The organism is Knoellia koreensis (genome assembly GCF_013041615.1).
In the GTDB taxonomy this organism is placed as follows: Bacteria; Actinomycetota; Actinomycetes; order Actinomycetales; family Dermatophilaceae; genus Pedococcus; species Pedococcus koreensis.
Genome location: NZ_JABEPQ010000001.1, coordinates 531,255 through 543,695 on the forward strand (window position 1 = coordinate 531,255; position 12,441 = coordinate 543,695).

A 12,441-nucleotide genomic window follows, 5' to 3' on the forward strand; every position below is an offset into this window, starting at 1 on the left:
ACTGGGGTCAGGCTTCCTTTCGGTGCTGTGCTTGGAGATTGGGGACGGCGAGGCTGGCCCGGTCAAGAACTTCCTCGAAGACGGTGATGGCCTCGTCGAGACGGGCCCGTTCCCCGGCGTCGAGTGCGTCGATGACGGGGGCCAGGACCGCGGCCCGGGCCTTGCGCGCGGCGGCGAGGGCGATCCGGCCCTCCTTGGTGAGAGAGACGAGCGTCGCCCGGGCGTCGGTGGGGTCGGGCTCGCGACCGGCCCAGCCCTGCGCCTCGAGTCGCTGCACGCCGGCGGTGATCGTCGGCTGCGAGCTGTGGTCGGCCTCGGCCAGGGTGCTGATCCGGGTGGGCCCGAGGTCGTCGATGAGGGAGAGCAGCCGTGCCTGGGCGACCGGCAGGTCGAACGACGCGTGCCGCGACGCCCACCGGTTGAGCCGGGTGGTGGCCCGCAGCAGGTCGTTGGCCGGGTCGGTGCGGCGCGGGGTCTGGTTGCTCATCGCAACCAATATTACATAGAGAGGCTATGCAAAGCAACCAAGGTCGAGCAGGTATGCCGCGTGGCCGGAGTCACGCGGCCAGGCTCGCGGAGTGGGCGAGGGCTCCGACGACGGCAGCCCTCCACCCGACGTGGGTGGTGCCCACCCGGTGCGAGGCGCCACCGCACTCGCACACCCAGACCCACTCGCCCCAGCGACGCAGCACCCGCGGGTGGTGGTGCGCAATGTCGCGATGCACCCGATGACCGTTCATGGCTTCCCCTCCAGTCCCCACACCAGATGAGGGCCGGCACCGGGCCGGTGATACCTGCCGGAGGACGTCAGCCCTTGAGCGCGCGGACGGTCTCGATCGTGTCGGCCTCGTCCGCGGTCTTGTCGTCGCGGTAGCGCAGCACCCGGGCGAACCGCAGTGCCATGCCGCCGGGGTAGCGCGACGACGTCTGGATGCCGTCGAACGCGATCTCGACGACCTGCTCGGGGCGCAGCTCGACGACCCATCCGTCGGTGCCGTCGGTCGCGAGCTCGGTGAACCGCTGGGTCTGCCACGCGAGCATCTCGTCGGTCATGCCCTTGAAGGTCTTGCCGAGCATCACGAAGCCGCCGTTCTCCGAGTCGCGCGCACCCAGGTGGATGTTCGAGAGGAGCCCCTGTCGTCGCCCGCTGCCCCACTCGACGGCGAGGACCACGAGGTCCAGGGTGTGGCGGGGCTTCACCTTGACCCAGCCGGCGCCGCGGCGGCCGGCGGCATACGGGGTGTCGGTGGACTTGACCACGACACCCTCGTGGCCGTCCGCGACGAGCCGGTCGAAGAACTCCTGCGCCTGCGTCATGGAGGTCGCCCGGATGCGAGGAACGATCGTCTCGGCCGGCACCAGCTCGGCCAGTCGCTCGAAGCGCTGGTCGGCCGGCTCGTCCAGCAGGTCCTCGTCATCGACGTGGAGCAGGTCGAAGAAGTAGGTGCTCACCGGCACCTGCTCGCGCAGCACGTCGGTGCTGGTGCGGCTCATCGTGCGAGCAGCCGTCTGCTGGAACGGTTTCGGCCGCCCGGAGGCGTCCAACGCGATGGCTTCACCGTCGAGCACGGCTCGCTCCACGGGCAGCGCCTGGACGACCTCGACCACCTCCGGCAGCCGGTCCGTGATGTCGTCGAGCGAGCGGGTGAACAGCCGCACCTCGTCACCGGACTTGTGCGCCTGGAGGCGTATGCCGTCGAGCTTGCCGTCGACGAACGCCTCGCCGGCCCCGCCCGCAACCTGCTCCCACGCCGCCGACACATCAGGTGCCGACGCCGCGAGCATCGGCCGTAGGGGTCGCCCGACCTCGAGCCCGATCTCCTCCAGCGCGGGAACGCCTCCGGACAGCGCCGCGACGGCGACCGGCGCGGCATACCCGGCGAGCATGGTCGCGCGCCGCACCGCCGTCTCGGGGACGTCGGCCGCCGCGGCGATCGCTGCCTGCATCACGCCGTCGAGCGCGCCCTGGCGCACCTGTCCGGTGATGAGGTTGCGCAGGTACTCCTGCTCGTCGGCCGTCAGCCGCCCGAAGAGACGGTCGACGACGGCCTTGCGCGCTGCCGTCGAACCCGATCCGGAGATGCCGGCCAGCTCGGTGAGTGCGGCGTCGACCTCGCCAACCGTCACCGTTGCGTCATCGGAAGGTGTTGGGAGAGAACGAAGCCCGCGCCAGCTGACCCCGACGCGGCGCTGGGGGAGCGCCCCTGACAGGTATGCCGCGACCGTGCCTGCCTCGGTGGCGTCACCTTCGCCGGCAGCCCTCAGCGCGTCGGCCACGGCTGCGCTCTTGGCCAGCCGCGACCGGGTGGCGGTGGCCGCCCGCGAGGCGGCCACGACGTCGGCGAACAGCAATCCTCAGGCCTTCCCGAGGATCGTCTCGAGCTCGGCGTGCTCCATCCCGTGCGCCTCCGCGACCCGCCCGTTGGTCACCGAACCGTCAAAGGTGTTGAGCCCCAACGCAAGTGCGGGGTCGGCGTCGAGCGCGGCGCGCCAGCCCTTGTCGGCCAGCGCCACGGCATACGGGATGGTCACGTTCGTCAGCGCATAGGTGCTGGTGTGGGGAACGGCGCCCGGCATGTTGGCGACGCAGTAGAACATCGAGTTGTGGACCTGGTAGGTCGGATCAGCGTGGGTCGTCGGTCGCGAGTCCTCGAAGCAGCCGCCCTGGTCGATCGCGATGTCGACGAGCACCGACCCCGGCTTCATCCGCGACACCTGCTCGTTCGAGACGAGCTTGGGCGCCTTCGCACCCGGCACCAGCACCGCGCCGATGACGAGGTCCGCGTCGCTGATGGCACGGTCGATCTCGTAGGCGTTGGACGCCACGGTCTGGCAGTGGCCCTGGTAGACGAAGTCGGCGTGCCGCAGCTTGGCGATGTCACGGTCGAGCAGCAGCACCTCAGCCTGCATGCCCAGGGCGATCGCCGCCGCGTTCATGCCGCTCACACCCGCCCCGATGACGACGACCTTCGCGGCATACACACCGCTCACGCCACCCATGAGGACCCCACGCCCGCCCTGCGCCCGCATCAGGGTGTGCGCACCCACCTGCGGGGCGAGGCGACCGGCGACCTCCGACATCGGGGCCAGCAACGGCAACGTGCGGTCGGGCAGCTCCACCGTCTCGTAGGCGATACCGGTCACCTTGCGCTTCGTCAGCTCCTCGGTGAGCGGCCGGTCCGCGGCAAGGTGCAGGTAGGTGAAGAGCGTCTGGCCCTCGCGCATCCGGTCGTACTCCTCGGCCACCGGCTCCTTGACCTTGAGGATGAGGTCGCCCGTCGCCCACACGTCGTCGGCCGAGTCGAGGATCGTCGCGCCCGCCGCCTTGAAGTCCTCGTCCAGGATCGATGACCCCACACCCGCGTCCTTCTCGACGAACACCTCGTGCCCGTGCACCACCAGCTCGTGCACACCGGACGGCGTGATGGCCACCCGGAACTCGTTGTTCTTGACCTCGCGCGGGATGCCGACCTTCATCGAGAACCTCCATGTTCGGGAGTGGTTCTCGAACGATATGCCCTCTCAGGCGGTGACGGATCCCGAGTGGAGCAAGGCGCCGATGAGCGCGTTGCGCCAGGGGAGAGGAGTCCGGTTCGGCGTGCGGCACGACGCGCTGCCGCAGTCGCACACCCACAGCCAGCCGTTGGCGCCGCGCAGAACGCGCGGGTGGTGGGTGCGGTGCAGGGCTCTCGTGCTCACGTCTTCGACGGTATGCCGCGTGCGCTGAGCAGGTGCTGAGACCCGCCGCAGGTGGGCCGACCGCAGGAGCAGGTTGGCCCGAACGGACGAGTTGACCTCGGGCGTGCTGTGGACCCGCGAGGTCCGGAGGGGGAGCCGTCGCTCGCTCGTTCCTCACGAGCTCCTCCCAAGCCCGAGGGAGGAGCCGACGCGAAAGACGACCCCGACGAAAAGCGTGTCGGGGTCGTCTTCGCGTGAGTGTCCGGAGGGGGACTTGAACCCCCACGCCCGATAAAGGGCACTAGCACCTCAAGCTAGCGCGTCTGCCATTCCGCCACCCGGACAAGGGTGTCGTGCAAGCACTTTGGGGAGCGCCTGCCGCGACCCGGAACGATAGCACCCAGCCCCGCGGCATACCCAATCCGGTCCTAGGCTGGACGCATGACTGCAGCCGCCGACGTGACCCGGCCCGAGGACGAGGTGGTGCGCATCTGCCGCGACCTCATCCGCATCGACTCGACCAACTTCGGCGACGGCAGCGGCCCGGGGGAGAAGGAGGCGGCCGACTACGTCGTCGCGCAGCTGCGCGAGGTGGGTCTGGAGCCCATCGTCGTCGAGTCCGACCCCGGCCGCACCAGTGTGGTCGTGCGGCTCGAGGGCGAGGACCGCAGCCGACCCGGACTGTGCATCCACGGCCACCTCGACGTCGTGCCCGCCAACGCCGCCGACTGGCAGGTCGACCCCTTCTCGGCCGAGCTGCGCGACGACTGCATCTGGGGTCGCGGCGCTGTCGACATGAAGGACATGGACGCGATGATCCTCGCCGTCGTCCGTGACCTCGCCCGGCGTGGGGTCAAGCCCCCTCGGGACCTGGTCATCGCGTTCTTCGCCGACGAGGAGGCCGGGGGCACGAAGGGCAGCCACTACGTCGTCGACCACCACCCGGAGCTGTTCGAGGGCGTCAGCGAGGCCGTGAGTGAGGTGGGTGGCTACAGCGTCACCGTGCCGACGAAGGGCGGCGAGGACACCCGGGCCTACCTCGTGCAGACTGCCGAGAAGGGCATCCTCTGGCTGCGGCTCGTGGCTCGCGGCCGCGCCGGGCACGGCTCCGTGCCCAACCCCGAGAACGCCGTCGTCAGGCTGGCCGAGGCCATCACCCGGATCGCGACGCACAAGTGGCCGCGCGAGTACATCGCGTCGGTGCGTGAACTGCTCGACGGGCTCTCTGAACTGACCGGCACCGGCTGGTCCGACGAGGACCTCGACGAGCTGCTCGACCACCTCGGCGGCGCGCAGGGCTTTGTGCGCGGAACGTTGCAGGACACCGCAAACTTCACGATGGCTGACGCCGGCTACAAGCACAACGTCATCCCGCAGAGCGCCGCCGCCTCGCTGGACTGCCGGTTCCTGCCCGGCCACGACGAGGACCTGCTCGCGACGGTCCGTGAGCTGGCCGGCGAGTTCGTCGACGTGGAGGTCGTGCACCGCGACATCGCCCTCGACGCGCCGTTCGAGGGGCCGCTCGTGGACGCCATGAAGGCCGCGCTGCTGGCCGAGGACCCCGGCGCCGAGGTGCTGCCGTACTGCCTGTCCGGAGGCACCGACAACAAGGCGCTGTCCACCCTGGGCATCACCGGTTACGGCTTCGCGCCGCTCCAGCTACCCGCTGACCTGGACTTCGCGCCGATGTTCCACGGCATCGACGAGCGCGTCCCCGTGAGCGCGCTCGAGTTCGGGACGCGAGTGCTGGCGCGGTTCGTCGCCACCTGCTGACAGCAGGCGACGACGCCTCCGGACGGCAGGGATACCGGGGCGTAACTTACGGCTCGGCCGCTCGTTGACAGGTCACACGCGCGCGCGCAAAGGAGCCCGTCATGACCCGTCGCCTGTCCGTTGCCACCCGTGCTGCCGCTGTGGTGGCGGTCGCCGGAGCGTTCGTCGTCGCGGGGGCCGGTAGCGGCCAGGCCGCCGACGACCCCGTGGGGGACCTGGTCGGCCAGGTCGGCTCGGTGCTCACGGTGCCCACCGGAGCGGTGCCCACCGACCTCCCCACGGGCGGGCTCCCCACGGGTATCCCCACCGGTCTGCCCACCGGGCTGCCGGGCACGTCTGGCACCCAGACCCCCGGGTCCACCGCCACCGCCCCTGCCAACCAGCCGAAGGCCAACGCCTCGAGCGCCCCGAAGGGGTCATCGGCGTCGGCGCCCCGGCAGGGAGCGGCGCCCACCTCCGCGCCAGGGGCCACCGCAGCCGGGTCCTCACCCATCGGGTCGTTCTGCATCATCCCGAAGGCCGGCTCGCCCGCCTTCGAGGTCGCCGGCGACCTCCTGGGCCAGGACCTTGCCGGTCCACTGATCGAACAGTTCCCGCAGGCGGCCCAGCCGTGCCCGGCCGATGCCATCCCGGTCGGTGACTACCTCGGCGCGATCAACGTCAACGTCGACGGACTGCTGGGCGCCTGCGTGCGCATCACCAAGGAGGTCGCGCCGCTGCAGACCAGCCTCGTCGTCCTCGACACCGAGCTCATCAAGACCCTGACCGATGCCGGTCTGCCGCTGCAGCAGCTGGTCGTCCCGTGCCCGGCCGGAGCGGCTCCCGCGGCCCCGGGAGCCGGGTCCCCGCAGCAGCCCGGCTCCGCCGGTCCGGTGTCGGCAGCAGCCTCGGTCCGGGCCAACTCGGCAGCACCGCGGCTGGCCTACACCGGTGCCGACATCCTCCCGATGACCGCTGCCGGTCTGGCCCTGCTCGTCCTCGGCGGGATGTCGATGCGAGCCTCCAGCGTCGTCGCCCGCGTCACCGGCGGTCAGCGCCGGCACTGAGCCGAGCGACCCGGCATACCGAACGGGACGTCAGGTCCCGCGGTCTCCCCAGCACTCCCCGCTGCGCACTCAGCCGGCGCGGCGGGGAGCCCGGATGATCCTGCGGCGCAACCAGGTCCGTTGGATGCCGCCAAGGTAGATGCGCGTGCGGTGCAGCTCCCAGTGCCCGTACTCGGCGGCCTCCGAAAGGGTGCGCCGGATCTCCGCCCGGGTGTCCTTGCGCGTGAAGCTCAGCACGCGGTACTCGTACTCGACCATCACCCACCATTGTTCACCAGAAACCGATACCGTCGGGTCATGACCGCTGACCCGCGTGGTGCGCTAGCCTCGCTCGTGACCGCGTTCGAACGCCACCTGGAGGCGTCCTCGTCCAAGCGCGGCGAGGAGGACCCCACCGTCATCGCGGCCTATGACGACCTGGCGGATGCGTTTGCCGAGTACGACGACGCCCTGCTGCAGGCCTACGGCGAGATGACGCCGCTCGAGGTCTACGACGGTGACGACGAGGACGACGAGCTCGACGACCACTCGGACGAGGATGGCGACGCGAGCGTCTACTCGGGCCTCGACGACGGTGACTACGACGAGGATGACGACGAGGACGAGGACGACCGCGCGCGCGTCTGACCCGCGTGGTCCGGGGCGCTAGGCGGAGACGTCGTCGAGCGCGACGACCAGCTCGTCCGGCAGCTCGAGCTCCTCGCTCGCCAGGGACGTGCGCAGCTGCGCCGTCGTGCGCGCGCCGATGACCGGGCTCGCGACGCCCGGTCGGTCCCGCACCCACGCGAGTGCGACCTCCGCGAGTGAGACGTCCAGTCCCTTGGCCGCGATGGCCAGTGCCTCGACCACCTGGGCGGCGTGGTCGTCGAGGTAGCGCGCGGTGAACCGGGGGAAGTCGCGCGAGGCTGCGCGTGAGTCGGCCGGTATGCCGTGTCGGTACTTCCCGGTGAGCACGCCACGTCCCAGCGGGGACCAGGGCATGAGGCCGAAACCGAGCGACTGCGCCGCCGCCAGGAGGTCGGGTTCTGGCGTGCGGTTGACGAGGGAGTACTCGATCTCGTTGGCCACCAACGGAACTCGCGCCTGCTCCAGCAGGGACATCGCGCGGGCGACCTGCCAGCCGCTGAAGTTGGAGACGCCGACGTAGCGGGCGCGCCCGGTGCTGACCGCCCACTCGAGGGCGGACAACGTCTCGGACAACGGCACGTCGTCGGACCAGGTGTGGACGAGCCAGAGGTCTACGTGGTCGGTGCCGAGCCGCTCCAGCGACGTGTCGAGCTGGTCGAGCAGGCTGTGGCGCGAGGTGTCGACCACCCGCTGCCCGGAGCGCCTCGAGATGCCGGACTTGGTGCAGATGACGAGCTCGTCGCGGGCGACGACGTCGTCGATGAGGCGACCGATGATCTCCTCGGACGCGCCGTCGGCATACCCGTGGGCGGTGTCGACGAGGTTGCCGCCGGCATCGAGGAACGTGCGCAGCTGCTCGTGCGCGCCCTCCTCGTCGGTCGTGCGGCCCCAGGTCATGGTGCCGAGGGCGAGACGCGACACCCGCAGTCCCGAGGTGCCCATCCGTCGCTGACGCATGGTGGCCACGCTAGTGGTCGATGCCACAGCCGCGAGGGAGCGCCCCGCCGCTAGCCTCACGACCATGGAACTCGGTGTGAACCTCGGCTACTTCGGCATGGGTGTGGACGGCGACAACGTCGCGGTGGCCAAGGAGGCGGACCGGCTCGGGTATGCCGTGGCGTGGGCGGCGGAGGCGTACGGCTCGGACGTGCCGACGGTGCTCGCCTGGATCGGGGCGCAGACCGAGCAGATCGGACTCGGGGCCGCGGTCATGCAGATCCCCGGGCGGTCGCCGGCGATGACGGCGATGACCGCTGCGACGCTGGACACGTTGTCCGGCGGACGTTTTCGGCTCGGCCTCGGTGTCAGCGGGCCCCAGGTCAGCGAGGGGTGGCACGGGGTACCGTTCGGGAAGCCGCTCGGTCGCACGCGTGAGTACGTCGACATCGTGCGGATGGCGATGCGCCGCGACACGGTCGCCTACGAGGGGGGTCACTACACGCTGCCGCTGCCCGACGGCCCCGGCAAGCCGCTCAAGCTGACGATCCGCCCGCCACGACCCGACATCCCGATCTACCTCGCGGCCGTCGGCCCGAAGAACCTCGAGCTGGCTGGCGAGATCGCGGACGGCTGGCACGCGATCTTCTTCTCGCCCGAGCACTCCGGCGACCTCGTCGAGTCGGTACGGGTCGGTCGCCGCCGGGCCGGCAAGGGGACGACCGCAAACCCGTTGGAGGGCTTCGACATCGCCCCGTCGGTGCCGGTGGTGATCAGCGAGGACGTCGAGGCGGCAGCCGACGCGATCCGCCCGTACGCCGCGCTGTACGTGGGCGGGATGGGGTCACGGGAGCAGAACTTCTACAACCGGCTCGCCGTGCGCATGGGGTTCGAGAAGGAGGCCGCGCAGATCCAGGACCTCTACCTCGCCAAGGCACACCGGGATGCGGCCGCAGCGGTGCCGTTCGAGTTCATCGACTCCACCGCGTTGATCGGGCCACCGGAGCGGATCAAGGAGCGGCTGCAGCGGTATGCCGACGCGGGCGTCGGCACGTTGTCGGTGGCGCCCTTCGCTGGTGGGTTGGACGACCGTCTGCATGTCGTGCGGACCATGGCCGAGCTCATGGGGGAGACTGGGGCCGCCTGAACCGCTCCCCACGAGAGAAGAACAGTGCTCAGCTACCTGGATGCGATCATCCTCGGCATCGTCGAGGGCCTCACCGAGTTCCTGCCGGTCTCCTCGACCGGACACCTGACGATCACCGAGAAGCTACTCGGCCTCAAGGTCGACGACCCGGGCGTCACGGCATACACGGCGATCATCCAGCTGGGCGCCATCGTGGCGACCCTCATCTACTTTCGGCACGACATCGTCCGCCTCATCGTCGCCTGGGTGCAGGGCCTCAAGGGTGGACCGGCTCGCGAGGCGCACGACTACCAGCTCGCCTGGGCGGTCATCGTCGGCTCGATCCCGGTGGGAATCGTCGGCTTCCTGGCACGCGACCTGATCAGCGGACCGCTGCGCAGCCTGTGGGTCGTGGCCGGGGCGCTGATCATCTGGAGCGGCGCGATGTGGTTGGCGGAAAGCCGCTACGCCATGCTCGAGCGGCACGACCGGACGCGAGGTGAGGGGGCCGTGACCTTGAAGGACGGGCTCTTCCTCGGGCTCGTCCAGTGCCTGTCGCTCATTCCCGGCGTCTCGCGCTCCGGCGCCACGATCTCGGCCGGCCTCTTCCGGGGGCTCGACCGCGTCACCGCGACCCGACTGTCGTTCTTCATGGCGATCCCCGCGTTGACGGCTGCCGGACTGTTCCAGGCTGTCGAGGAGTCCAGCAACCTCGAGCTGCTCGGCATCGGCCAGATGGCGGTCGGCATCGTCGTGTCGTTCGTGGTGGCGTACGCCTCGATCGCCTGGCTGCTCAAGTTCGTCGCGGGCCACAAGATCACGGCGTTCGTCTGGTACCGCGTGGCGCTGGGTGTGGTGCTCATCGTGCTTCTCGGCGCCGGGGCGATATCGGCCACCTGAGCGAACGGCCCCTGCAGGCAGGGCTCAGAGCCACCCCGACTTCTTGAACGCGCGATAGAGGCCCAGGCACGCCAGCACCATGACCGTCAGGATCATGAAGTAGCCGTAGTGCCACTTCAGCTCGGGCATGTTCTCGAAGTTCATGCCGTAGATGCCGGCGATCATCGTCGGCACGGCGGCGATCGCGACCCAGGCTGAGATCTTGCGCATGTCGTTGTTCTGCTGCACCGAGACCTGCGCGAGGTGTGCGCTGAGGATGTCGGTGAGCAGCTTGTCGTAGCTGTCGACGTGGTCGGACACCCGCAACAGGTGGTCGGCCAGGTCGCGGAACTGCAGCCGCATCTCCTTGTCCGGCAACGGAGACCGCGCCCGGTCGTGCATCATCTTCAGCGGCACGACGAGCGGGTTCGTCGCCCTGCGGAACTCGAGCACCTCGCGCTTGAGGCGGTAGATCGTGGTCGAGTTGGCGGCGCGCGACCCGGCGAACACGTCCGCCTCGATGTCGACGAGGTCCTTGGCGATCTCGCCGTCGACGTTCTCGTAGTTGTCCACGATGCTGTCCATCACGGCGTGCACCACCGCGATCGGGCCGTGCTTGAGCTTGGCCGGGTCGTGCTCGAGCCGCTGTCGCACCCCCGCGAGCGGGTTGCCCTCACCTCGGCGCACCGTGACGACGAACCGGTCGCCGAGGAACAGCATCAGCTCACCGGTCTCGATGTCCGACGTCTCGTCGATGTACCGCAATGTCTTGAGCACCACGAACATCGAGCCGTCGTAGAGCTCGATCTTGGCGCGCTGGTTGCCCTTGATGGCGTCCTCGACCGCGAGCGGGTGCAGCTTGAGCTCCTCGTCGACCTCGTCGAACTCCGCCTGGGTCGGGTCCTTGAGCCCGATCCAGAGGAAGGCGTGCGGGTCATCACCCGAGCGCAGGGCGTCGAGGGTGTCACTGAGGTCTCCGCACGGCTCCCGGTTGCCGTTGCGGTAGACGGCCTGGTCCACGATCACGGGGCTACTTCACCACGTCGCCGCCCCCGTCGCCATGCGCCACCCGTACGCTGCCACCGTGCCCACCGTCCTCCTGGTCCGTCACGGCCACTCCACCGCCAACGCCGACGGTGTGCTGTCCGGGCGACTGCCCGGCATACATCTCTCCGACCGGGGCCGCGAGCAGGTGTGGCGCCTCGCCGACCGGTTCACCGGCGCACCGGTCGTGCGGCTCCTGTCGAGCCCCCTCGAGCGCTGCGTCGAGACGGCGACGCCGCTCGCGCAGGCCGCGGGCGTCTCGGTCGAGTCGGACGAGGGCCTCGTCGAGTGCGGCTACGGCGCGTGGACCGGACGCAAGCTCTCCGAGCTCGCGAAGGAACCGCTCTGGTCGACCGTCCAGGACGACCCCGCCACCGCGCGTTTCCCCGACGACCAGAGGTATGCCGCGGAGAGCCTGCGCGAGATGGCCGACCGGGTGGTCGGCAGCATCCGGCGCCTCGACGACGAGGTGCGGCAGGCCCATGGTGAGAACGCGGTCTGGGTCGCGGTCACGCACGGCGACCTGGTCAAGGCCGTGCTGGCCGACGCCACCGGGGCCGGGCTGGAGAAGTTCCAGCGGTACACGGCCGACCCGGCGTCGGTCTCGGCGGTCCGGTACGGCGGCCGGCACACCTTCCTGCTGGCGGCCAACGACCTGGCGCCGGACGTGGCCAGGTTCCGGGCGCCCGACCCCAAGCCCGACGACGCGGACGACGCACCCACGGGCGACGCCGCCGTCGGTGGGGGAGCCGGTTAGGCTCGTTGCATGCTTGTCGAGTTCGACCCCCCGGACCGGTTCGTCGCCGGCACCGTCGGTCCGCCGGGACAGCGCACCTTCTTCCTCCAGGCCAGCGCCGGGCCCCGGCTGACCAGCCTGTCGCTGGAGAAGGAGCAGGTGTCGGTCCTCGCGGACCGCATCAACGACCTGCTCGACAGCTATGCCGGGGGAGCCGGTGGCGACCACGCCGCTGCGGACGTCGTCGACAACGCCCCGCTGGACACGCCGATCGAGGACGAGTTCCGGGTGAACACCCTCAGCCTCGGCTGGGACGACGGGCGCCAGGTCATCGTCATCGAGTGCCTCGACCGTGACCCCGACGACCCGGAGGCCAGTGCCGATCCGTCGGTGCTGACGCAGGAGCCGCGCCAGGTGCGGGTCGTGCTGACCCCGGCCACGGCCCGGGCGTTCGCGCGCCGGGCCCGCTCGGTCGTTTCGGCCGGTCGGCCGCCCTGCCCGTTCTGCGGCGGACCGCTCGAGCCCGAGGGGCACATCTGCCCGCGTGCGAACGGGTACAAGCGCTGAACGAGTGGCCGGACGACCCCGCCGTCGTC

15 protein-coding genes and 1 tRNA gene are annotated in these 12,441 nt (G+C 70.3%); 7 read left to right on the forward strand and 9 right to left on the reverse strand.

The genetic code is table 11. The annotated features are described in order from the left end of the window. Window positions 1-7: 7 nt before the first annotated feature. The 6 genes from HJG52_RS02655 to HJG52_RS02680 form a co-directional block, all read right to left on the reverse strand. Entirely contained in the window at window positions 8-487 is a 480-nt protein-coding gene (locus HJG52_RS02655) for a MarR family winged helix-turn-helix transcriptional regulator (protein WP_171242004.1), read from the reverse strand. 70 nt (window positions 488-557) lie between these two features. Then, a complete protein-coding gene (locus HJG52_RS02660; protein ID WP_171242005.1) occupies window positions 558-725 on the reverse strand; it encodes a hypothetical protein in 168 nt (55 codons plus the stop codon). Window positions 726-807: 82 nt separating this feature from the next. Beyond that, window positions 808-2,352: an ATP-dependent DNA ligase gene (locus HJG52_RS02665; protein WP_171242006.1), complete on the reverse strand. Its 1,545-nt coding sequence runs from the start codon at window positions 2,350-2,352 to the stop codon at window positions 808-810. Window positions 2,353-2,355: 3 nt separating this feature from the next. After that, window positions 2,356-3,477 carry an alanine dehydrogenase gene (gene ald, locus HJG52_RS02670; protein ID WP_171242007.1) on the reverse strand — a complete coding sequence of 374 codons (1,122 nt, stop codon included), beginning with the start codon at window positions 3,475-3,477 and terminating at the stop codon, window positions 2,356-2,358. A gap of 45 nt (window positions 3,478-3,522) precedes the next feature. Continuing rightward, window positions 3,523-3,699, reverse strand: a complete 177-nt coding sequence (locus HJG52_RS02675) for a hypothetical protein (protein ID WP_171242008.1) — start codon at window positions 3,697-3,699, stop codon at window positions 3,523-3,525. A gap of 238 nt (window positions 3,700-3,937) precedes the next feature. Continuing rightward, a tRNA-Leu gene (locus tag HJG52_RS02680) sits at window positions 3,938-4,022 on the reverse strand. A 97-nt stretch (window positions 4,023-4,119) separates the two neighbouring features. Between HJG52_RS02680 and HJG52_RS02685 the strand changes: the two genes are divergently transcribed. Both HJG52_RS02685 and HJG52_RS02690 read left to right on the forward strand, forming a co-directional pair. Beyond that, complete coding sequence (locus HJG52_RS02685) at window positions 4,120-5,451, forward strand: M20/M25/M40 family metallo-hydrolase (RefSeq protein ID WP_171242009.1); 1,332 nt, start codon at window positions 4,120-4,122, stop codon at window positions 5,449-5,451. Between the two features lie 101 nt (window positions 5,452-5,552). Continuing rightward, the gene (locus HJG52_RS02690) at window positions 5,553-6,497 is read left to right on the forward strand and encodes a hypothetical protein (RefSeq protein ID WP_171242010.1); all 945 of its coding nucleotides are present in this window, start codon (window positions 5,553-5,555) and stop codon (window positions 6,495-6,497) included. A gap of 69 nt (window positions 6,498-6,566) precedes the next feature. Here the strand turns inward: HJG52_RS02690 and HJG52_RS02695 are convergent, their stop codons facing one another. Further along, complete coding sequence (locus HJG52_RS02695; RefSeq protein WP_171243019.1) at window positions 6,567-6,755, reverse strand: DUF5703 family protein; 189 nt, start codon at window positions 6,753-6,755, stop codon at window positions 6,567-6,569. Between the two features lie 39 nt (window positions 6,756-6,794). Between HJG52_RS02695 and HJG52_RS02700 the strand changes: the two genes are divergently transcribed. Further along, a complete protein-coding gene (locus HJG52_RS02700; protein ID WP_171242011.1) occupies window positions 6,795-7,124 on the forward strand; it encodes a primosomal protein in 330 nt (109 codons plus the stop codon). 18 nt (window positions 7,125-7,142) lie between these two features. Here HJG52_RS02700 and HJG52_RS02705 read toward each other — a convergent pair whose 3' ends face one another. Continuing rightward, complete coding sequence (locus HJG52_RS02705; RefSeq protein WP_171242012.1) at window positions 7,143-8,081, reverse strand: aldo/keto reductase; 939 nt, start codon at window positions 8,079-8,081, stop codon at window positions 7,143-7,145. 64 nt (window positions 8,082-8,145) lie between these two features. Here HJG52_RS02705 and HJG52_RS02710 point away from each other — a divergent pair, with 64 nt between their 5' ends. Both HJG52_RS02710 and HJG52_RS02715 read left to right on the forward strand, forming a co-directional pair. Continuing rightward, a complete protein-coding gene (locus tag HJG52_RS02710) occupies window positions 8,146-9,207 on the forward strand; it encodes an LLM class F420-dependent oxidoreductase (protein ID WP_171242013.1) in 1,062 nt (353 codons plus the stop codon). Between the two features lie 24 nt (window positions 9,208-9,231). Then, window positions 9,232-10,086 carry an undecaprenyl-diphosphate phosphatase gene (locus HJG52_RS02715; protein ID WP_171242014.1) on the forward strand — a complete coding sequence of 285 codons (855 nt, stop codon included), beginning with the start codon at window positions 9,232-9,234 and terminating at the stop codon, window positions 10,084-10,086. Between the two features lie 24 nt (window positions 10,087-10,110). On the opposite strand, the gene corA is transcribed toward HJG52_RS02715, so the two are convergent. Next, a complete protein-coding gene (gene corA, locus HJG52_RS02720; protein WP_171242015.1) occupies window positions 10,111-11,091 on the reverse strand; it encodes a magnesium/cobalt transporter CorA in 981 nt (326 codons plus the stop codon). 58 nt (window positions 11,092-11,149) lie between these two features. Between corA and HJG52_RS02725 the strand changes: the two genes are divergently transcribed. Both HJG52_RS02725 and HJG52_RS02730 read left to right on the forward strand, forming a co-directional pair. Continuing rightward, window positions 11,150-11,866 (forward strand): MSMEG_4193 family putative phosphomutase, encoded by a 717-nt coding sequence (locus HJG52_RS02725; protein ID WP_171242016.1) that lies wholly within the window; start codon window positions 11,150-11,152, stop codon window positions 11,864-11,866. Between the two features lie 9 nt (window positions 11,867-11,875). Further along, on the forward strand, window positions 11,876-12,412 hold the full coding sequence (locus HJG52_RS02730; RefSeq protein ID WP_171242017.1) for a DUF3090 family protein: 537 nt from the start codon (window positions 11,876-11,878) through the stop codon (window positions 12,410-12,412). Window positions 12,413-12,441: the final 29 nt, after the last annotated feature.

Bases quoted from the DNA above. Each gene is read 5' to 3' on its own strand.
- HJG52_RS02730 (WP_171242017.1), top strand. From the start codon at position 11,876: ATGCTTGTCGAGTTCGACCCCCCGGACCGGTTCGTCGCCGGCACCGTC.
- HJG52_RS02685 (WP_171242009.1), top strand. From the start codon at position 4,120: ATGACTGCAGCCGCCGACGTGACCCGGCCCGAGGACGAGGTGGTGCGC.
- HJG52_RS02690 (WP_171242010.1), top strand. From the start codon at position 5,553: ATGACCCGTCGCCTGTCCGTTGCCACCCGTGCTGCCGCTGTGGTGGCG.
- HJG52_RS02655 (WP_171242004.1), bottom strand. From the start codon at position 487: ATGAGCAACCAGACCCCGCGCCGCACCGACCCGGCCAACGACCTGCTG.
- HJG52_RS02705 (WP_171242012.1), bottom strand. From the start codon at position 8,081: ATGCGTCAGCGACGGATGGGCACCTCGGGACTGCGGGTGTCGCGTCTC.
- HJG52_RS02700 (WP_171242011.1), top strand. From the start codon at position 6,795: ATGACCGCTGACCCGCGTGGTGCGCTAGCCTCGCTCGTGACCGCGTTC.
- HJG52_RS02710 (WP_171242013.1), top strand. From the start codon at position 8,146: ATGGAACTCGGTGTGAACCTCGGCTACTTCGGCATGGGTGTGGACGGC.
- ald (WP_171242007.1), bottom strand. From the start codon at position 3,477: ATGAAGGTCGGCATCCCGCGCGAGGTCAAGAACAACGAGTTCCGGGTG.
- HJG52_RS02695 (WP_171243019.1), bottom strand. From the start codon at position 6,755: ATGGTCGAGTACGAGTACCGCGTGCTGAGCTTCACGCGCAAGGACACC.